At 54.1% G+C, this 20,831-nt stretch carries 21 protein-coding genes; 10 read left to right on the top strand and 11 right to left on the bottom strand.

Annotated features, from left to right (window positions below; translation table 11 throughout):
* Nucleotides 1-43 precede the first annotated feature (43 nt).
* From hpnE to SH248x_RS20605, 6 genes are all read right to left on the bottom strand, one after another.
* A complete protein-coding gene (gene hpnE / locus SH248x_RS20630; protein ID WP_459556218.1) occupies nt 44-1,462 on the bottom strand; it encodes a hydroxysqualene dehydroxylase in 1,419 nt (472 codons plus the stop codon).
* A complete protein-coding gene (locus tag SH248x_RS20625) occupies nt 1,459-2,112 on the bottom strand; it encodes a Uma2 family endonuclease (protein ID WP_459556217.1) in 654 nt (217 codons plus the stop codon). Before SH248x_RS20625 ends, hpnE begins: the two co-directional genes overlap by 4 nt.
* A 24-nt stretch (nt 2,113-2,136) precedes the next feature.
* Entirely contained in the window at nt 2,137-3,282 is a 1,146-nt protein-coding gene (gene ispG / locus SH248x_RS20620) for a flavodoxin/ferredoxin-dependent (E)-4-hydroxy-3-methylbut-2-enyl-diphosphate synthase (protein WP_459556216.1), read from the bottom strand.
* Nucleotides 3,283-3,478: 196 nt separating this feature from the next.
* Nucleotides 3,479-4,102, bottom strand: a complete 624-nt coding sequence (locus SH248x_RS20615; protein WP_459556215.1) for a 3-keto-disaccharide hydrolase — start codon at nt 4,100-4,102, stop codon at nt 3,479-3,481.
* Between the two features lie 26 nt (nt 4,103-4,128).
* The gene (locus SH248x_RS20610) at nt 4,129-4,833 is read right to left on the bottom strand and encodes a Uma2 family endonuclease (RefSeq protein ID WP_459556214.1); all 705 of its coding nucleotides are present in this window, start codon (nt 4,831-4,833) and stop codon (nt 4,129-4,131) included.
* 9 nt (nt 4,834-4,842) lie between these two features.
* Complete coding sequence (locus SH248x_RS20605; RefSeq protein ID WP_459556213.1) at nt 4,843-6,039, bottom strand: phosphoglycerate kinase; 1,197 nt, start codon at nt 6,037-6,039, stop codon at nt 4,843-4,845.
* Between the two features lie 401 nt (nt 6,040-6,440).
* On the opposite strand from SH248x_RS20605, the gene SH248x_RS20600 reads away from it, so the two are divergent.
* Entirely contained in the window at nt 6,441-7,130 is a 690-nt protein-coding gene (locus SH248x_RS20600; RefSeq protein WP_459556212.1) for an HD domain-containing protein, read from the top strand.
* Nucleotides 7,131-7,156: 26 nt separating this feature from the next.
* On the opposite strand, the gene fbp is transcribed toward SH248x_RS20600, so the two are convergent.
* From fbp to SH248x_RS20575, 5 genes are all read right to left on the bottom strand, one after another.
* Entirely contained in the window at nt 7,157-8,182 is a 1,026-nt protein-coding gene (gene fbp, locus SH248x_RS20595) for a class 1 fructose-bisphosphatase (protein ID WP_459556211.1), read from the bottom strand.
* A 306-nt stretch (nt 8,183-8,488) separates the two neighbouring features.
* Complete coding sequence (locus tag SH248x_RS20590) at nt 8,489-10,201, bottom strand: purine-cytosine permease family protein (RefSeq protein WP_459556210.1); 1,713 nt, start codon at nt 10,199-10,201, stop codon at nt 8,489-8,491.
* Between the two features lie 80 nt (nt 10,202-10,281).
* The gene (locus SH248x_RS20585) at nt 10,282-11,532 is read right to left on the bottom strand and encodes an L-rhamnose isomerase (protein ID WP_459556209.1); all 1,251 of its coding nucleotides are present in this window, start codon (nt 11,530-11,532) and stop codon (nt 10,282-10,284) included.
* A gap of 255 nt (nt 11,533-11,787) precedes the next feature.
* Complete coding sequence (locus SH248x_RS20580) at nt 11,788-11,994, bottom strand: hypothetical protein (protein ID WP_459556208.1); 207 nt, start codon at nt 11,992-11,994, stop codon at nt 11,788-11,790.
* A gap of 40 nt (nt 11,995-12,034) precedes the next feature.
* Nucleotides 12,035-13,654 carry an SLC5/6 family protein gene (locus tag SH248x_RS20575; protein WP_459556207.1) on the bottom strand — a complete coding sequence of 540 codons (1,620 nt, stop codon included), beginning with the start codon at nt 13,652-13,654 and terminating at the stop codon, nt 12,035-12,037.
* Nucleotides 13,655-14,016: 362 nt separating this feature from the next.
* Here SH248x_RS20575 and SH248x_RS20570 point away from each other — a divergent pair, with 362 nt between their 5' ends.
* The 9 genes from SH248x_RS20570 to SH248x_RS20530 all read left to right on the top strand — a co-directional run bounded on the left by SH248x_RS20570 (nt 14,017) and on the right by SH248x_RS20530 (nt 20,789).
* Nucleotides 14,017-14,667 carry a helix-turn-helix transcriptional regulator gene (locus tag SH248x_RS20570; RefSeq protein WP_459556206.1) on the top strand — a complete coding sequence of 217 codons (651 nt, stop codon included), beginning with the start codon at nt 14,017-14,019 and terminating at the stop codon, nt 14,665-14,667.
* Nucleotides 14,668-14,880: 213 nt separating this feature from the next.
* Nucleotides 14,881-15,699: an ABC transporter ATP-binding protein gene (gene sufC, locus SH248x_RS20565; protein WP_459556205.1), complete on the top strand. Its 819-nt coding sequence runs from the start codon at nt 14,881-14,883 to the stop codon at nt 15,697-15,699.
* A gap of 247 nt (nt 15,700-15,946) precedes the next feature.
* Complete coding sequence (gene sufB, locus SH248x_RS20560; protein WP_459556204.1) at nt 15,947-17,368, top strand: Fe-S cluster assembly protein SufB; 1,422 nt, start codon at nt 15,947-15,949, stop codon at nt 17,366-17,368.
* Nucleotides 17,369-17,597: 229 nt separating this feature from the next.
* Nucleotides 17,598-18,914, top strand: a complete 1,317-nt coding sequence (gene sufD, locus SH248x_RS20555; protein ID WP_459556203.1) for a SufB/SufD family protein — start codon at nt 17,598-17,600, stop codon at nt 18,912-18,914.
* Nucleotides 18,915-18,974: 60 nt separating this feature from the next.
* A complete protein-coding gene (locus tag SH248x_RS20550; protein WP_459556202.1) occupies nt 18,975-19,292 on the top strand; it encodes a non-heme iron oxygenase ferredoxin subunit in 318 nt (105 codons plus the stop codon).
* A 71-nt stretch (nt 19,293-19,363) separates the two neighbouring features.
* Nucleotides 19,364-19,603: a hypothetical protein gene (locus SH248x_RS20545; RefSeq protein ID WP_459556201.1), complete on the top strand. Its 240-nt coding sequence runs from the start codon at nt 19,364-19,366 to the stop codon at nt 19,601-19,603.
* A complete protein-coding gene (locus tag SH248x_RS20540; protein ID WP_459556200.1) occupies nt 19,603-20,055 on the top strand; it encodes a type II toxin-antitoxin system VapC family toxin in 453 nt (150 codons plus the stop codon). Before SH248x_RS20545 ends, SH248x_RS20540 begins: the two co-directional genes overlap by 1 nt.
* Nucleotides 20,052-20,390: a metal-sulfur cluster assembly factor gene (locus SH248x_RS20535; RefSeq protein ID WP_459556199.1), complete on the top strand. Its 339-nt coding sequence runs from the start codon at nt 20,052-20,054 to the stop codon at nt 20,388-20,390. The genes SH248x_RS20540 and SH248x_RS20535 overlap by 4 nt, the downstream gene beginning before the upstream one ends.
* A 63-nt stretch (nt 20,391-20,453) precedes the next feature.
* On the top strand, nt 20,454-20,789 hold the full coding sequence (locus tag SH248x_RS20530; protein ID WP_459556198.1) for a hypothetical protein: 336 nt from the start codon (nt 20,454-20,456) through the stop codon (nt 20,787-20,789).
* The last annotated feature ends 42 nt before the right edge of the window (nt 20,790-20,831 follow it).

Here is a 20,831-nt window from a genome sequence, read left to right as displayed (position 1 = left end):
CACAGCCGTGCATTCCCCCAATCTGATCGCAATCATCCACCCCTCAGCGACCAAGAACCCGTCCCCCAGCCAGCATTGCTCTTGTCCACCAGCGCGTCTTGAATTCGGGTTGCACGATCAACTCACGACGTCCCTGGGCAGACAACAGTTCTTCCGCAGCCTTGTACCCGCTGATCACGGCCCCTTCCATCGTGGCTGGCCAGCCGGTCTGTGTCCAATCACCTGCAAGATAAAGTCCCTCGATCGAAGTCTTCTGCGTGGGCCTGAATCGCTCGGTGGAAGCCATCGGACTGAAGACAGCCTTGTGCTCCGTGATCACCCGACTGTGCAGCAGTGTCGTCGACTCATCGACACGAAACGCTTCTCGTAGTTCGCGATCGACCAGACCAGCGATCTCGCTTTGTGGCCGCGAAAGTAGTTCGCGTGATTGACTGATCACAACCTGATACGCAAACCGACGGGGAGATTCGTCTTCTAAAATCGCAGTCCGGTTAAACAGCCACTGACTGGCCCGCTCCAATAGCACAGCATGGCGAAGCGGAGTGATCGGTCGATCGTACCACAGATGCACACTCGAAATCGGAGCCGCTTCGAACTGATGAACGTTCGGCACAATTGTTGAAAGGACTTCCTCGCTCAAGACACGATGGATGTTGAACCACGGCACCGCCACAACGACCTGCTTGGCACTGAAGAGGTCGCCGCCTCTCAACCGCACCTGTTTCACATGGTTATCAACAACATCCACCTGCTCCACACCCGACGACATCCGGACGTCGACACCCTTGGCTTTCAGCCAGCCGACGATTCGCTCTCCATAGATCCACCCGAGTGGCTTTTTCGCCAGCCAGATGGGCCACGCATCGACGTGCGACAGAAAACCATCGACAAAGACTTTGCGCCCGGCTCGAAAATCAATCCGCTCCATCGACTCCGACAACGCGCTGACCAGCACCGGCTCCCAATAGCCCCGAATCGTTCCAGGAGTCTGATGATGCCGTTCCAGAAATTCCGCGAAACTCTGATAGCGATTCACGTCCGCATGGTAAAGCGACATCAACCCACGCGCGAGAACAAGTTTGTCTTTGTAGGACAAAAACTTCGCCCTGCCGAACGCCCCCGCGAGGTTGAGCGGAGCGGGGAGAAGCGGATTTGCTGAGATCTTGCTGTGATTCCCAGCCTGATCAACAAAGGTCAAGGAGGGCTCGCGGACGAAGCAGTCATCAATGCCAACCCGTCTGCAGAAGTCCAGAAAGTTGACGCAACACCCCATCGCGACGTGCTGACAGTTATCAATCTCCTCGCCCGTCGTCGGATCATTGATCGAAGTGGCCCGCCCCCCCAGACGTGGACGCGACTCCAGCACGACCGCTTTGATCCCCTGCTCTGCCAGCCCAACAGCGCACGCCAGCCCCGCTAGCCCACCTCCGACAATGATGACGTCATGAGCAATCGTGGTCACGGTTTGGAGCTGTTTGGAAGAATATCACGAGGAGTAAAAGTAAGCGGAGGCTCTCCTTCAAAGGTCATCGTAACCAAGTCATGTTCACCGTACGTTACCTTCTTCTCATATTTGAAACTGCATCCTGTTGGATCGACAATAGGGTCAGAATAGTGTTCAAGACTACTATCGACCATATTCACAAGCCAATAGTTGGCGATACCATGTTCTGCATACAAAGATTGCTTTAATCCACGATCTCGCCGCAAAGACGAATCCGATACCTCAATGATATGAGCGTAGTCACTGTATAAAGGCGTTTGATCAAGGAAATGGGATTGCGGCCCTTGCAAAACAAAAATATCGGGCTCTGGAGCACTTTCTTCACCGAGTTCAGCAGTCGATTGCGAAATGACACACCATGATTTCAGGGACAGATGCCCCAAGAGCAGGTTTGTAAAGTTCATGACGCATATCCCATGTGGTAATCCGACGGCCAACATAACCTGAATTTCCCCTCGGATCAGTTCTGTTTTGGGTCTGCCTTTCAGAATCCCTTTCTCTGCCATCTGAAAATATTCACGAACAGTAAATCGTTTCTCACGACGTTCGTCGGCATCAAATTCGGAAAGTCGATTCTCGGAAACAACATCCGGCGATGAAGGTGCCATTCCAAAAACTCCTCTTGGATTTTCTCAAACCCCAGCCATCTTCGCATCGATCAACTGATCCAACTCGGCTTTCAGCTTCGGCAGGATTTCATCGTACCCGAATTTGCCGAGCAACTCGCCACCCCGCTTCAAGTTGACGAATGTCGGAGCACACCACAGTCCCAAGTCAGCATCATCTGTCTCGCCGGGGCCATTGACCCGACAACCCATGACCGCGATCGTCAATTGATAATCCCTGGCATAGGCGGTCATCTCCTTGACCTTCTGGGCCAGTTTGACGAACTCCTGATTCTCGACCCGTGAGCAGCTTGGACAGCTGATGATATTCAGCGTCGGCAGACCGTAATCAACGAAGCTGCGAACTCGTCCTGAATAGATGTCATCAATAATCCCGCGACCGGCTTCGATTTCCTGGTACTTCTCGTCGTTGGGAACGGTCAGCGAGACGCGAATCGTATCGCCGATGCCGTGGCCGATAAGTTGCTCGAAGGCGATGCGTGTCTTGATGATCCCATCCGGCGGCATTCCTGCTTCGGTGACACCGAGGTGGAGCGGAACGTCAGGACGTTGAGCTGCGAATCGCTTGTTGACCTCGACGACGTTCTTGGGATCAGAATCCTTCAACGAAACCACGTAACGCGTGAACCCAATCGAATCGAGCAATTCGCAGTGATCGAACGCAGATTCCAGCATCGGCGAAATCGTATCATGTGCGTCGAACTTCTCTTTCTTGGCAGGGTCCACCGAGCCACAGTTCACGCCGACGCGGAGTGCGCAATCGTTTTGCACCGCAACATCGACAATGTATTTGACCTTATCTTGCCACGGCTTTTCACGCTCGTGGTGATACAAGTGCCCCGGGTTGTATCGAATCTTCGCGACCGCCGGAGCAACGATCTCGGCCATCCGATAATTCTCCTGCAAATCGACTGACAGGTTCGCTTCGACCCGCTTGCTGATCTCAACAAGTGCCTGCGCATCCTGCTTGCTGTCAACAGCGACTCGAATGACGTCGGCTTTCGCAGTCACAAGCTGATTGATCAGATCGACCGTCGCTTCGATATCCTGGGTATGCGTTGCGGTCATGCTCTGAATGGCAATCGGATGACCACCGCCAATGGTGATACTTCCCACTTGAACGCCGCGTGTCGGGTTACGTTTGATCTGCATGAATAGGGCTTAGGTAGTGGGGCTTAGGGCTTAGGGAGAACTTAAGAGACAGGCTGCCTTGGCGATCTTAACGCACTGGTCACGAACAAAGCAGAGTCGCGTTAGAAACTCGCGGTCACCTTCGCAGCGTTGCGAGGAGTCTTGAGTCTCTATCTCTGCGATCTCTGCTTCACTCTGTTTCCTCTGCGTTACAGTCTTACTCAGCATCCAGCGAACGGACCTTAATGTCCTTCAGCCAGACCGCCCAGCCGTGATCCTGGAAGGCAAACCCGCCTTCTTTAGAACGCTCAGCGAACTGCTTTTCGTTCAGGTCGACCTGATTGACGACCTCTCCGTTGATCTTAACCGTGATTTGATTGTCAACACAACGGATGTCGTAATGATCCCACTGGCCATCAGGCTTTCCAGCGTCTTTGGTCGGTGGCTTGCTCGGAATAATCCCGCCCGCAGCGTGATCGTTGAACGGTTTATCTTTCGGCCATTTTGAGTTGTTGAAGAGTTGAACTTCGATGTGTTTGCGATCTTCGACTTTCGTCAGGTCGGGAATGTGGAAGTAAAGTCCGCTGTTCTCTTCCCCTTTGAAGTCAAACTGAATCTCGAAGTCTTTCGCTTTCAGGTCCTTCAAAACCAGATAATTCTGATAGTTCTTCCAGTGCTTGTATTCTTGAGTCGGCATGTGAATCACGCCGTCTTTGAGCACCCAGGCTCCTTGAGTCGTCCAGTGTTCGTCGAGCGACTTCCCGACGACTTCCTTCCACTCACCTGCGTGACTCGTAGATGTGACGAAAATAAGACAAAGGAGAGTTAATAGCGAGCGCATTGTGTAGTCACCTTTCAGTGCGAAGTTCAACGTTTCAGTTTTCTGACAAAACTGGCATGCTCAGGAGTTTTGATGCCAGTTTGCAATCTTTCAATCAAAAGAGATTCGTTGTGCTTAAAGAGGGCAGCGCAATCAAGCCAGAGCCCTGGATAAACCTGACTTTTGAAAAGACCATCTTCAGGATCGGCTGCCAGTGAAGTGTACGTTTTATTCTGGAGAACAAACCAGTCGAATGTTTGCTCGGTGGTGCTCCAGACAATGTACTCTTTCACGCCCGCTTTCTCATAGAGTCGTTTCTTGAGCCCCAAGTCTTTCACCCGAGTACTGGCTGCGATTTCAACAACAAGCTCAGCAGGACCGACTAACCAGCCATCTTCACTTTCGTGAGTCGATCCCAATGTGGGGTGGTCGATCAGCAGCATGGCATCCGGTTCAGGAAGATCCTCATCCCCCAGATCCATCGTTGAAGGAAGTAAAACCGTCACGCCTGGTGTCGCGAACTTGTATGTCCACAACCAACCGGCGATGAGTGTATGAGGAAGGCCATGATTGCGAGCGTTGATCGCGGCAGCATTCAAGTGGACAATTCCTTCGAGTAGCTCCGCGTGCTTATACCGAGGAAAGGCCTCGCATCGACGAAGGAATTCCTCCTTCGTCAGATGCTCGCCGTCCTTCAAAGCTGGAATTATCGTTGCATGAGACATAAAACCTGACCTCGAAGGAATTAACAACTTCTCCGATTATACTTCATCCAACACCTCAACAGCTGCAAACTTCTCCCCTTCCAGCATCGACAGGCTCGCGCCGCCGCCGGTGCTGACGTGGGTGACCTGGTCGGCGAAGCCGAGTTGCTGAACTGCGGCGGCTGAGTCGCCACCACCAATGATGCTGACCGCGTCGCTGTCGGCAATAGCTTGTGCGACAGTTTTTGTGCCGTGGTCGAACGGCGGCATTTCAAATACCCCCATCGGTCCATTCCACACAACCGTCTTGGCCGATTTCAACAGTTCTGCGTATTGCTTGGCTGTTTCAGGCCCGATATCGAGACCTTCGTAGCCGTCTGGAATCTCGCCCGCTTTGACGACGACTTTATTGCAATCTGGCTTGAACGCGTCCCCGCAGTGGGTATCGACTGGCAGGACCAGTTTATCGCCACCTTTGGCCATCAGTTCTTTGGCGAGTTCAAGTTTGTCTTTCTCAACCCGACTGCCGCCTGTCTTGCCACCTTTGGCCATCGAGAAGGTGTAAGCCATCGCACCGCCGATGAGGACTTTGTCGCAGATCCCCAGCAGGTTGTTGATGACGTTGATCTTGTCGGAAACTTTCGCCCCTCCCAGGATCGCGACGAACGGACGCTCGGGCTTGGCGATGACGTCTGTCAGGTACTTGATTTCCTTGGCGACCAGGAATCCGCTGACCTTCGGCTTGCTCCCCATGGCATTCGGGACGCCGACCATCGAGGCTTCTTTGCGGTGGCATGTGCCGAACGCATCGTTGCAGTAGATATCGCCGAAACCAGCCAGCGTGTTGACGTAGTTGGCGTCATCACCCTTCTTCTCGCCTTTGTTGAAGCGGACGTTTTCCAGAATCAGAACGCCGCCATCTTTGAGGGCCGCGACTTTGGCTTTGGCATCATCGCCGACCGTATCACTGGCGAAAGAGACGTCTGTTCCGACCAGTTCACTCAGGCGTTTGACAACGGGCTTGAGCGAATACTTCTGATCTTCCGGGCTGCCATTGCCTTCGGGACGGCCCAGGTGGCTCATCAGAATGACGCGTCCGCCGCGATCCAGGACGCTCTTGATCGAAGGCAACGCTTCGGCGATCCGTCGATCATCGGTGATGTTCAGCTTGTCATCGAGCGGGACGTTGAAGTCCACTCGCATCAGAACGGCTTTCCCCTTCACATCGACATCGGCAATCGTCTTTTTCGGCATGGTGTCTCTTCCTTTTGCTTATGCTTCTTATTCTTCAGAAACTCAATTTTATTCGAATCAAGCCCCAATGTCAGGACAAAAACCTGATCAACATGACAAACAGTGCGTCTGATATGTCGGTGTATCGTAAACCCCACGTGACTGACTTCCAAGCCAGTTGGCAGACGGATTGTTCTCCGTCAGTCTCATCGGTTCGTTCAGAAGATGAAGGGAGATCTTCCCCGATCAAAGAATCTAACGAAATTCGGCACTGGCACAGCCAGTGGCACCCGGAGTACAATAACCCAACCACATGGCGGCACAGACATTCCTGTCTGTGCGATTCCCGATAATGTTGCTCCAACAACTGGTCTGGTTGATTCAACCAGACCACCGATCTGCCACCTCGGCAGACCCCATCCATGACAACACTGCGCACTCAGATTGCCGAGCACGCTGCCCGGCTGATCCTGACCGGGAAAGCGAGCACCTTCAAGTCAGCCGTCCAGCGGGCATCGGGCTGGGTTTCGAATCGACGTTTGAAACGAGCTGACCTTCCCGGCCGATCGGAGATTGAACAACAGCTTCACCTGCTCGCCGGTCGCGACCAGCTGGAGACGATCCTCTCCCATTCCGACGAAGACGAAACGCCCGACGATTCGTCTTACGATTACACCTATCCCCTGATGCTGCTGCAGCGTCTCGCCGCTGTCTCGCCCGATCCCGTCATTCATCCGGAAGGTGACCTTCAGTATCATTCGCTGCAGGTTTTCCACCGTGGACTCGATATCGACCCCCACGACGAAGAATTCCTCGTTGCCTGCCTGTTCCACGATGTCGGGTACGTCATCGATTTTCACAATGCCAGACGGGCGACGCTGGAGACGTTGCAGGGCCATGTGACGCCGAGGACCCTGGAAATCATTGCGATGCTCGAAAAAGCAGAGCAGTATTACCAGACAAAGTCGATGCCCAAGTCTTTGAAGAACCATGAAGACGCCGACGCGATCCTGGCGCTGGCTCAATGCAAACGACACGCCCACGTCCGCGGAGCAGACGTCATGTCGATGGACGAACTGGTCGACTGGATCGAGGAAAACTGGATCGAGTGAGCGTAGAAAGTCAGCACGATCCGACGCTACTCAGCCTTGAGGCATTCGATGAGGTAGTTCATTTCGGAAGGGCTGCCAGCGATCAAAGGAGTGCGCTGGTGGATGCTGGTGGGGTGCATCTTGAGGATCGGGCCTGTGCCATTAATGGCGATACCGCCGGCATGTTCGGCGATGTAGGCGATCGGATTGGCTTCGTAGAGGAGGCGGAGTTTGCCATTGGGGTGGTCGTCGGTCGGTGGGTAGAGGAAGATGCCCCCTTTGAGCAGTGTGCGGTGGAAGTCTGCGATCATCGAGCCGATGTAGCGGGACGAGTATTTGCGTCCGAGAACACCTTGTCGCAGGCCAGCGAGGAACTTGCGATACCCTTCAGGGAAGGTGTCAGCATAGGCTTCGTTGACGGAGTAATAGATGCCGTGTTCGGGCATGCGAATGTCTTCGTGAGACAGAATGAAGGCACCGATGGCGGGGTCGAGCGTAAAGCCGTGGACACCGCGACCAGCGCTATAGACCATCACCGTTGATGAGCCATAGACGACATAACCGGCTGCGACCTGCTGGTCGCCGGGTTGGAGGACCCATTTGCTGGCTTCGTTGAGTTCGACATCAACAGGGCGTCGATAGATCGAGAACGTCGTGCCGACAGAAACATTGACATCAATGTTGCTGCTGCCATCAAGAGGGTCAAAGAGGATGGCATATTTGGCGTTGTTGGATTCGTTGTGAACAATGATGGGCGTTTCGTTTTCTTCCGACGCCAGGACGCCGACGCTTTCACGCACGCCGAGGTTATGGAGCATCACCTCGTTGGCGTAGATATCGAGTTTCTGCTGGACTTCGCCGTGTGTGTTCGAGCTTTCCGCCTGTCCGAGGATCGAATTGAGACCGGCACGACGGACAGCCGCTTCGATCATTTTAGCCGCCAGCGTCAGGCCGGAGAGGAGCCAGGAGAATTCACCTGACGCGCCGGGAAATTTCTTCTCCTGGAGAAGAATGTGCTGCTGGATGGTGATGACTTTGGCGCTGGGAGTGACGGCGTGAATGGGTTTAGACATGGATTTGATGAGATGGCTTGGAGTGGGTGAGGGAATCGGTTGAATTCTCAGTCATGGTGACGTCTGAGACGACGCGGGTAAAGAGCGAGTTGGAGAAATATCGAAGAGGCGGATTGGTGAGATGAGGGATTCGTACGTCGAGGGCGAAGGAGCTTTGCTTGCCTGGCGCGGGTTAGCGAATGGGAGTTTGCTAGTGCCTATCGCCCACCCTCATCCGTCAGCGAAGCGCTGACACCTTCTCCCCTCAAGGGAGAAGGGACGGAATTCCGCTCACATCAAGGAAGAAGGGACAACAGACGGAGGCTCTCAAGTAGAAACATCGACGATGGGGGCGGAGAGGCGTTTTTCGGTGCGGTCGCGGTGCTGGAAGATGAGGGAGAAGATGGTGTAAAGAAAGGCGGCGAGGAACCAGCCGGGGATGGCGACGAAATAGATTTCGATCGTGATGTAGTCGCGGATAAGTTCCTGGGTTTGTGGTGAGAAGCTCATTTGGCCTGTGCGAATGAGGTTGTTCATGAGCCAGGTCGCGCAGACGAGGAACCAGCAGATAGTTCCCGTCAGAACCCAGGTCAACGCGGCAGAGAGATTGAAACTGATGTGAGCCGTTTCGGCGTAGAAACGCTTGAGGCCAATGCGGGGGAACAGCCAAAAGTCGACGAAGATAATCGCCCCCATCGGCATGAGAACGAGTCCATAGACAGCGATAATTTCCAGCAGTCGCATCGAGAGTCCGGGGTACATCGCGACTGCCGTCGAAACGAGGCCGGAGATGATAGTGATCAGGAAGCGTGAACTGCGTGGCGTGATCGCATGGAAAGCCAGCCCCGCACGATAGATGAGGGGATTGGCTGCCGTCCAGCCGGCGATGACGACGCAGATGACACCTATGATTCCACAGGCGTTCTTCGCGATGACGCCGGGAAGCGGTGCGGGGGGGGCAACGTGCTTCTGATTGGGGTAAAGTTCACCCGCTTTGATCATCGCGTTTTCGATTTCCATGCCTTCGCGAATCAAATCAGTCGAGAGAGGCAGGGCTGCGATTTCTTCACGAGAGGTCTCTGCGAAGGTTTCTGAATTATCGAACAGCAGGCCGACGAGGTATTCATCCGGGTGACTGGACTGTAACTGTAAGGAGAACAGAATGCCCGCTGAGATCCAGAGGAGATAATGACCAACGAACATTCCTGCCCCACTGGCCAAGCCGTGCCATGTGCGGCGGGCATAACGCAGGACGGTCAGGTCGTTCATGCCGATGTGAAGAGCCATGTTGGCGAACCAGGCGAAGCACACGACATGCAGGAATGTAAACTTCACTCGTCCCGGAAGGGGTGCATCGCCCGTCCAGATATGATTGCTCGCCAGAGCCCAGAGTTCCGTCGGAGAGGTGAGGTTCGTATTCGTGATTGCAGCAAACTTCGTGAGTCCGACAAACCCAAAAACCAGAAACATCAGAACGAGAAACGGTGACGCTATGTTGGCGATTTTCGCAACGGCTCGGTAACCGCCCGCGGCTGCGATCGAAATCAGACTTCCCAGAGTGGCAACCGTGGCGATCCAGGGAACGCCTGCCGGATAAAAGTCGATCAAACGGGGCATCGGTAAATTAAAACCCGCACCGACGGCGGAGGCAGTGATGGTAATCATCGAACCCGCCAGCAGACAGAACATCACTCCGTTGGCGAGGTTGTAAAGCGTGACCAGATGACGTCCGCAGATCCGTTCGAGGTGATAATAAAGCGTCAGGCGAACTTTGGTCGCGATCGGAGCCGTCATCAACGTCCAGCTGAGGACAGCCAGAAGATTTCCGACGAGAAGACCAACCAGAAGATCGAAGGCCCCAACGCCCGCGGCAACGAACAACGGCCCGATCATCAATTCGCGGCCAGAGCAGTGCTCACCGGTGAACCAGCCGAGGAAGTTCGCGAACCCTCGTCTCGAGTTGGCCGGAACAGGAGAGCGCTCAAACTCGCCGGAAGACAGGTCGTTGGGGATCAGTTCGTGGTGATCGTGGTTGTGCATAGAGTTGGTGGCGGGTTCGACGAGCGTTGATTGAGTTGTGGATTTCTTCTCCTTCGAGGAGAAAGTCCAGGGAGAAAGAACTATCGCTTGGAGAGGATGGTTTGTTCGTAATGTTTGATACTGTTCATCCAGTCGAACCCCGGAGGGACGCCCTGGGTTTCGCAGTAATGGTTCCAGACGATGGACCAGGGGAGTGTTTTGGCTTCTTCGAGGAGGGCGAGACGTTGGGTGTAATCGCCCGTGTTCTCGAAGGTTCGCAGTTGGTCGATGGGTTCGAGCAGCGCGATGAGAAGTGCTTTGAGTGTCGAACGTGTGCCGATGATCCAGGCAGCGACGCGGTTGATACTGGCGTCGAAGAAGTCGAGGCCGATGCACGTGCGGTTCAGGTAACTGCCGCGGACAAGTTCACGGGCGATATCGAGGGTCGGGTCGTCGAGGAGGACGACATGATCGGAGTCCCAGCGGACACCTCGGCTGACATGAAGAACCAGGCCAGGGACTTGAGTCATGACGGCGGAAATTTTGTCAGCAATCGATTCCGTCGGGTGGAAGTGGCCGGCGTCGAGGCATAGGTATTTCTGTCGCGAGACCGCGTAACCCAGATAGAACTCGTGTGAGCCGACGACGTAACTTTCCGAGCCGATGCCGAAGAGCTTGGATTCGACCGCGTCGATTAATTGCGTCTCGGGATACTTCGTCGCGAACATGCGATCAAGAGAATCGATCAGGCGGGCACGAGGACCGGCGCGATCGATCGGGATGTCTTTGGAGCCATCAGGAATCCAGACATTGTTCGCACAAGGCGAACGGAGCTGCCTTCCCATCTCAGCGGCGATTTGACGACAGGCGACGCCGTGGTCAATCCAGAAGTTGCGGATGCGGTCATCCGCGCTGGAGAGAGTGAAGCCGGTGGATGACAGTGGATGAGAGAAGTATGTCGGGTTGAAGTCGAGTTTGATTTCGAGAGACTTCGCCCAGTCGATCCAGGTCTGGAAGTGTTCAATCGTGATCGCGTTGCGGTCGACGTGCTTGCCGTTGGTTTCTGCGTAGCTGGCATGAAGGTTGAAGCGATGCTGGCCGGGGATCAGGGTCCGTGCGAAGTCGAAGTCCTGGCGAAGTTCATCGGGCGTGCGGGCCTTGCCGGGATAGTTGCCCGTAACCGCGATCCCGCCATCGAGTGACTGACGGTTTGTTTCGAAGCCGCCGACGTCGTCACCTTGCCAGCAGTGAATCGAAAGCGCGATGCTTCCCAAGGCTGCAACAGCCCGATCCATGTCGACGCCGAAGTCGGCGTAACGCTGTCTTGCGTAGTCGAGGGGAAGGTTGCTCATGAGAGAACTTCGAAGTGACGTCAGCGTGATATGATCTGATGCTTGCCAATGACGAGGATATCACAACGGCGACACTTACGAAATCGTGATGGAGATGCGCGAAGGATCAGCGGGCCAGACTGCCTTGCGGGGTTACTCAGCGGCGCGAGCGCAACGAGTGCAGCTGAAGATCTGGTTGGCGCGTTCGTTCGTCCAATTTCGAGGCCCCTGCCCCCTTCTCCCGGGAGAGAAGGGGTGGAGTTGACGTCGAATCGCTTAATAGACGTCTTTCGTATCGCCGGTGTCGATGTTTTGCGGAGCATGCATGTCATCGATCTCGACGGGAGGAAGAGTCATCACACGATAAAGGCAGAAGAAGGTCAGGATCAGGACTGACGTGATGGAGACAACCATCATCGTCATACCGGCCGGATTCAGGGCGAAGGCCTTAGCGGCCTCCTGGGCAAGAAGTGGAAACATCATAGTAAGAACTCGCTGGCTAAGTGTGTGAGTGGGAATGGATTCAAGACTCGGCAGGGATGTCGAAGCGACTCTTACGCCCCTGCTTCTGCCAGCGTTTGTGAGAGATGATCACGAGAATCATAATGAAGGTCGCGATCAGGGCGATGAAGCCGATCGACATTTGGGAAACTGGGTTCGCGATGATTGACTGGATGTACTCGCCCATGTTCCAGTAGCAGAACAGGACAAAAATCACGATCAGATAAACCGGTGTGATGTATTGAAGCATGAACTGAACAAAAGAAGGGACTTTGAGGTGCGCACCATGGTGCATTTCAATTTCGCCTTGTTTCGGTCCGAGAATCCATCCGTAGAGAATGGACTGGAACATCGCGAGAACGAAGAGCATGAAGGTCCCGATCCAGAAGTCGAGCGTATCGAGAGCGGTCAGGTTCTTGGAGAAGTAAAGCACGAACGCCAGCCCCAGTGCCGTGATCAATCCCAGGATCGTTACCGAGGCGTATCGTTTGAGGCCGAGACCTTCTTCGAGGAAAGCAATCACCGGCTGGAGCATGGAGATACTGCTGGTAATGGCAGCCAGGAAGAGCATGAAGAACCAGAGAAACCCGAAGAACTGACCTGCGGGCATGTGTGCAAAGACGTTCGGAAGGGCGACGAAGCCGACCTTGAAAGAAGACGAGATAATTGTTGGATCGAGCACTCCCAGGAACATAAAGGCGGCTGGAATGGTGATCAACCCGCCCATGCAGACTTCAAAGAATTCGTTGACTGAACAAGCCGTCAAACTGGAAAGAGCGATTTCGTCCTTCTTCTTCAAGTAGCTGGAGTAGTTGATGATGACGCCGAATCCGACCGACAGAGAAAAGAAGATCTGACCAGCAGCCGCCAGCCAGGTTTTGGGATTTCCCAAGGCTGTAAAGTCAGGATTCCACATGTAGCCCAGACCATTGTAAAGATTCTGATCGGGCTTATCGGCGACAGGGGCGTCGAGTGTGAACACTCGAATGAGAACAATCACGCCGCAGATGAGCATCAGAGGCATGGCCAATTGGCAGAAGCGTTCAATGCCTTTGCTGACGCCGCGGTAAATCAGGGCAAAGTTGATGACGAAGACAAAGAGAATAATGAAACCATAGTTCACGTAGCCGGTATTGAATTCATAGCCATCCACGCCTGCGCCGGTGACGCCGTCGAAGAACTTGCCGAAATCGTTGGTTTGCATCATCGTGCCATCAAGGTAGTTGAGGGCGTAAGCCAAGCACCATGACTCAATGAGCACATAGTACATGTAGATGATGAGAGGGACGATGACGCCGATCATGCCGAAGAACAGAGAGATCGGGTTCGGCCAGATGAAGTGGTAGATCGAGGGAGCGGAGTTGTTCCCGTGTCGACCGGCGAAGCGTCCCATGGTCCATTCGGCCCAGCAGAGCGGGATGCCGAGGATCAGCAGTGAGACGAAATAGGGGATCATGTAGGCACCGCCGCCATTGAGGGCGACCTGACCTGGGAAGCGGAGAAAGTTACCGAGCCCGACGGCTGACCCCGCGACCGCGAGGATGACACCTATTCGTGAACCCCATTGTTCGCCGCCTTGTCCAGATGCAGCAGGGGTGGACGACGGAGGATTCGGGGCGGGGACTTGTGAAGCATTCTCCATGGAGCGGGAGCCTTCCTGAGTACGAACGACGGACGCAACGGTAGAGTACGGAAGCTGGGTAAAACAGCTCCGGTGAGTGCGTATCGAAGGTGAAGGGAACAGCGAGCGCGGGAACGTGGGCCAGAAACGTGCAGAGTCTGGGAATGTGTTTCGCCAGCATACCCATGGGAGTTCGCAGACGGTAGCGAGAATGAGGAAATCCTCAGCTTGGAAAAACAGATCTGCGACAATGGATCAGATAACTGGTGAGACTGGATCTCAATTGTCGCATTTAACGCAATCAAAGTTGTCAAAAAGGTCGTGATGCTTAGAATTTCGGAGGAACGAGAATCCTTCTCGCGACTTTCTCACGGAATGAATAAGTGGTCAGACCAGCTCAACAACCCGCTCTCGACGATGGTGATCGTCAGCTGCTCGAACAGCTGAATCGCCTGCGTAGCGCGACGATTCCGGTGTTGTGCGACGCGATGGGCGTGACTGCAACAGCTGTGAGAATTCGGATCACGCGCCTGCAAGCTGCCGGGATGATCAAACGCGAAACGATCAAGGCAGATCGGGGGCGTCCTCACCATGAGTATGCGGTGACACACTCCGGTTTAGCGGCAATGGGAAGCAATTACTCGGATCTGGCCCTGATTCTGTGGCGAGAACTGGCGAAGATTCCTGATGCGAAAGTGCGTCAGGATGTCGTGGCAAGCCTGAAGCAGAATCTGGTCGGCCAATATGGGGCGGGGGTGAGTGGATCGTCTCCTTCGCAACGACTCGAACAACTGAAAAACACGCTGGTCGAAAAGGGCTTCAACGTCGAGATCGACTTGAAACAGGAACTGCCGATCCTGCGAGAAAATAATTGTCCGTACATTGAACTGGCAGTGAGTGATCCTTCGATCTGCCAACTGGAACAAACGGTGTTTGAAGAGATCCTCGGGGTCTCTGTGAAGTTAACAAACTGTTGCCTGGACGGTCATCACTGTTGTGAATTCGAACTGACTCCACTGGCAACAGGGAAGTGACTCAATGACAGTCCACCGCCCAGTTGCGGAGGACGCATTAAAGATCAAATTTAGCCACAGAGTTCACAGAGAGCACCGAGAAAGAATGAGAATCGGCAATTTAGAACAGCACTCCATGCTGGGCTTTTTCTCTCAGTGATCTCTGTGTCCTCTGTGGCGAACATTCAGGTTCTGGTTTCCACCAGCATCATGTATCCATAGGAAAGTTTTGAGATGTCTGCAGCGGTATTGAAGATTGAGAACTTGCACGTCAGCGTTGGTGGCACTCCGATTTTGAAGGGTGTGAACCTGACGATTCGCCAGGGTGAAGTCCATGCGTTGATGGGCCCCAACGGCTCGGGAAAGAGCACGCTGGCTTATGTTCTGGCCGGTCACCCGAAATATGACGTCACCGAAGGTACGATCACTCTTGATGGTCAGGACATTCTGGAGCTCGATCCCAGTGAGCGGGCTCGACTGGGCATGTTCCTGGCGTTTCAGTATCCCGTCACGATTCCAGGCGTGAAGGTCGCGGACTTCCTGCGACATGCGGTCACGAACGTCCGCAATCCGGAACGCAAAGAAGGCGAAAACCTGATGCCGATGCGTGAGTTCCGCACAGAACTCCGCGAGACGATGAACGCCCTCAACATGGATCACGACTTCGCCCGTCGTTACCTGAATGAAGGCTTCTCCGGCGGCGAAAAGAAACGCATGGAAATTCTGCAGCTGGCGATGCTCAAGCCACGCTTTGCGTTTCTCGATGAGACCGATTCGGGCTTGGACAGCGATGCTGTTCGTGTTGTCAGCGAAGGTCTGGCGAAGCTGTCAGGCGAACACATGGGTGTATTGATCATTACCCACCACGAGCGTCTGCTGGAATACAACGTCCCCAACTTCACCCACGTCATGCTGGCCGGCCGAATCGTCGAAACGGGCGATGCTGCGTTGGCTCATGAATTGCACGAACAAGGTTACGCAGGTGTCCGCGAGCGTCACCCACACATCGCGGCTGAAGAAAAAGTTGAGCAGCCGGTGGGTGCGGGTGCGTAAGGGATTGAGTCACTCTCAGTTCATTGATGATGTTCAGAGAAACGTGAGGGTCACCTCACACAGAATAACTTGCCTCACAACGATATGACATTGGGAACTGGTGATTGCCTAGAGCCCACCCTCATCCGCCCTTCGGGCACCTTCTCCCCTCAAGGGAGAAGGGACAGAATGCGGCTCCCCTCAAGGGAGAAGGGACAATGTTGAGGCATCCGTTGTGATGATGAACAATAAATAGAGGATGATGGTTATGGCGACGACAGAAATTGAAACCGAGAAGGCTCACGTTGATATTGGTGATTATCAGTATGGATTTCATGATCCAACTGACAAATACACCTTCATTGGCAAGAAGGGTTTGAGTCGCGATGTGGTGGCTCAGATCTCCGAGATGAAGGGTGAGCCTGACTGGATGCGGGACTTCCGACTGAAGTCGCTGGAGATTTTCGACAGTAAGCCGATGCCCAACTGGGGTGGCGATATGTCGGATCTCGACTTCCAGAATATCTTCTACTACGTCAAAGCATCTGACCGTCAGGGGAAGACGTGGGACGAAGTGCCGGAAGATATCCGCAAGACGTACGATCGTCTGGGGATTCCGGAAGCCGAGAAGAAATATCTGTCGGGTGTCAAAGCCCAATATGAATCGGAAGTGATTTACGGTTCGCTGCAGGAAGACCTTGCCAAGCAGGGCGTCCTGTTCACCGACACCGATACCGCGATGAGAGAGCATCCTGAACTCTTCCGCGAGTATTTCGGGACGATCATTCCCCCGTCGGACAATAAGTTTGCAGCCCTCAACTCCGCCGTCTGGTCGGGTGGGTCGTTCATCTATGTGCCCAAGGGTGTCAAAATTGACTTCCCGCTACAGGCCTATTTCCGCATCAACACGATGAACATGGGACAGTTCGAACGAACCCTGATCATCGTCGACGAAGGTGCTTCGGTGCACTACGTCGAAGGATGCACGGCTCCGACATATTCCAGCGACTCGCTGCACTCAGCAGTTGTCGAGATCATCGTCAAACGCAATGCCCGCTGTCGTTATACGACGATTCAGAACTGGTCGAACAACGTCTACAACCTCGTCACCAAACGAGCGGTCGCCTATGGCGATTCACTCATGGAGTGGGTCGACGGGAACCTCGGTTCGAAGCTGACGATGAAGTATCCTGCCATCTATCTGATGGAACCAGGTGCCCGTGGCGAGACACTGTCGATCGCGTTTGCTGGCAATGGTCAGCATCAGGATGCCGGTGCGAAGATGGTTCACTGTGCTCCGAACACGAGCAGTCGCATCATCTCGAAGAGCCTGTCCAAAGATGGCGGACGCAGCAGCTACCGCGGCTTGGTCAAGATTCAAAAAGGTGCCGAGAACTGCAAGTCCAACGTCGTCTGCGACGCGTTGATTCTCGATCCGGAAAGCCGCAGCGACACGTATCCGTACATTGAAATCGAAGAAGAAAACGTCGCGATCGAGCACGAAGCTTCGGTTTCAAAAATCGCAGAAGATCAACTGCTGTACCTGATGAGCCGCGGTCTGAGCGAAGCGGAAGCGTCGTCGATGATCGTGACCGGGTTCATCGAACCGCTGGTCAAAGAGCTGCCGATGGAGTATGCGGTGGAAATGAACCGACTGATCGAACTGCAGATGGAAGGCAGTGTTGGTTAGGTCGCATTAAGAAAAGGTCGCCTGACGCGGATGGCAAGGGTGGGAGGCTGACTTTGCCTAGCGCTCACCCTCATCCGCCCTTCGGGCACCTTCTCCCCTCAAGGGAGAAGGGACAGAATATGGCTCCCTTCAAGGGAGAAGGGACGGGAATAAGAAGCCGTCTTTTTGAAACAATTGATTTTTGCATATTGATGGTCCGCATAGCGGACCCTACGGGAAGGATGCAGCTGTGTCTGCGATTGCTTCGGCTACTGGCTTTGATATCAAGACGTTTGAAGAGTTCGTGGCTTCGCGCCAGGAGCCCGAGTGGCTGACGGCGAAGCGCCGGGCGGCGTTTACGCTTTACAAAGAGCAGGGAATTCTGGATCTCGATCCGGAAGAATACAAACGGGTCGATCTGCGGATCTTTCGCGAGAACCAGTACTCACTATCTGGTGAGACGACTTCTTCTGATGTCGCATTCGAGACGTTGCTGGCTGGGCGTGCCGAGTTCGCTGGGCACATCACGCATACCGATAGCGTCTGCCTGAAGCAGGAACTGTCTGCAGAGTACGCCGCCAAAGGGGTTCTCTTTGGTGATCTCAAGACAATGCTCGCCACGCATGGCGATTTGATCAAAACACACCTGCTGACCAAAGCGGTTGATCCGTCGAAGGATCGATTCTCAGCCTGGCATACCGCGTTCATGACTGGCGGAACTGTTCTGTACGTTCCTCGCGGCGTGCATCTGGAGAAGCCACTTTACAGCTTCATCGGACTGTCGCGAGAGAATGCTGCGGACTTCACACATACGCTGGTGATTCTGGAAGACGACGCCTCAGCAACCCTGCTTGAAGAGACGGCGTCTCTGAATCCCAATGCGGGCGGACTGCACGTCGGTGCGGTGGAATTGATTGTCGGTAAGGAATCTCGTCTGCGATATGTCCAGTTGCAGAACTGGAATGAGAAGGTGTTTCACTTTGCTCACCAGGGCGGATGTATTGCAGGCAACGGGTCACTGCAGTGGACCGTCGGCGGACTCGGTGCCCGACTGGCCCACATTCACCAGGACGTGCATCTCGATGGACGCGGTGCAGAAGCCCAAGTCAACGGGGTCAGCTTCGTCACTGACAAGCAGACGATGTCCTACTACACCCAGCAGACACACCACCAGCCGGATACACGTTCGGACCTGTTGTACAAAGAGGTCGTGCGAGACCGGGCCCGGGCGATCTGGCGCGGCATGATCAAAGTCGATAAGCCAGCTCAAAAGACCGATGGCTACCAGCGCAACGACGCCCTGATGCTGACCAACGATGCCCGCGTCGATGCGATTCCCGGCCTTGAAATCGAAGCCGACGATGTTCGCTGTACTCACGGCGCGACGGCGGGCCGTGTTGATGAAGACCAGGTCTTGTACTGTATGAGCCGCGGTCTGACTCGCTTTGAGGCGATGCACATCATCGTCGAGGGTTTCTTCCAGCAGGTCTTTGATCGCATCCCGGTCGAAGTCGTGCGGGAGACGCTGTCTTCTGCGGTGGAGCGTAAGCTGGGAATTGAACGATAGAGCCTTCACCATGACGAAGGCTCGATAGACACGAAGTTTCACAAAGGTTAAGCGGCAAAGATGGCTCGAAAGACAGACAAGTACAAAGTCGCGGAAATGGGTGAGACCTGGACGAGTGATCGCAAGTCGGTGATCGTGGATGATCTGCCGGCGCTATTGTTTCACTTCGAGGGAAGTTATTACTGCATTGAAGATGTCTGCACGCACGATGGCCAGCCACTCACGGATGGCGAGCGGAACGAGTATGAAATCGTCTGCCCGCGACACGGGGCCTGTTTCGACATCCGCAGCGGAAAAGCAACCTGCTTTCCGGCAACCGAGCCGGTCCGGGTATTTCCGGTGAGCGTGGAAGCGGATGGGGTTTATGTGGAGGCGTAGTGGACTTGAGGTCACAGCCCTGGCATAATTTAGTCGCGTCGAATCAGAATTCAATACGGGAGCAAAGTCTCATGCAAGTGACCATCCCTGCAGAACTGGAACCCAAGCTCGAAGAGATTGCGCGACTCGCTGGCTTTACGTCTATTCAAGACTATGTTGTCGATCTTGTACAATTTGAGGTTTCCGAGGCCCCACGTCGCAGACTGTCGCATGAAGAGTGGCTCGAAAAGTTCGATGCCTTCATTGCTAAACAAACCAGTCACAACCCTAATTTTGACGATAGTCGCGAGTCCATTTATCCGGTACGTTGATGAACATACTCGTTGATACCAATGTCTTATTGAGGATTGTTGAGACGAGTGCTTCTGATCATGAAGTCGCTATTCATTCGACCAAGATTCTCGACAAGACGCATACTTTGGTGATCGTACCACAAGTCGGCTACGAATTCTGGAGTGTTGCAACAAGAACAAAAGCCGCCAATGGCCTGGAATTATCCTCCTCAGAAGCCGATCAGAAACTTGAGGAGATGCTCGTCTTCTTTACGTTAATCGACGACGAACGTGGCATCTTCCACAGATGGTGGGATTGTGTTCGAACGCTTGAGATCAAAGGGGTCCAATCGTACGATGCACGCCTTGTTGCGGCCATGAAACGGCATCAGATCACACATATTTTAACATTCAACGACGCACATTTTCGCAGGTTTTCTGATGTCACTGTCATCAGACCTGGAGACGTTCAAGAAGGAAATTCAATATGAGCGAAGAACAAACCCCACCCGTTGACCAGCGTCCGATGGTGACCGATATCCAGATGGTGGATGCCCTCAAGGAAGTCATCGATCCGGAGTTGATGATCAATATCGTGGATCTGGGGCTGGTCTATGATGTGAAGCATGAAAACCGGATTGTGAATGTCGAGATGACGCTCACGAGTCCTGCGTGTCCGGCTGGGCCGCAGATTGTGCACAATGCGAAGACGGCACTCGAGAAGCTGGCAGGGGTCGATGAGGCGAAGATCGTGTTGACGATGTCGCCGCCGTGGACGCCGGAGCGGATGACGGAGGATGCGCGGGATCAGTTGGGGATTTTCTAAGGCGAATCGAGACTGGAACGCAGAGAGCGCGGAGGGGAGCAGAGGTCGCGGAGAAGAGGTTTCATGAGCCGAGATTCGTCGGGAATTTTCTCCTCGCTAGTGAATGCCTTCGGCGCAGCCACGCTGTTATTGGTTGCTTTCTATCTAGTCGCCTGGTGGTGGTTGCAGGCGAGAATCACTTACTCTGCAGGTTTGGTTGGTTTTGCTTATGAAACTGGCTCACCCGGAGGACTGGGAGACCCAACCCTTTTTTCACGAACATACTACATGAATATTATCGGGTGGATCTTTTTGAATCTGGGTTTATTGGCGGTTTTGACACTCCCGATCTGGGGTGCAATGCTCCTCGTGCGAGCTGGTGGAGGATCCTCTGCGGAGGATTCGACTCTTCGGCCTTGATGAGTAACGTCTCGCGGTTCAATTTGTTATGATTTCTGGGAC

It is taken from the genome of Lacunimicrobium album (assembly GCF_052161635.1).
Lineage (GTDB): Bacteria > Planctomycetota > Planctomycetia > Planctomycetales > Planctomycetaceae > SXPC01.
Note: the sequence above shows the minus strand (reverse complement) of the source record. Positions and strands in the feature narration are given on the sequence as shown.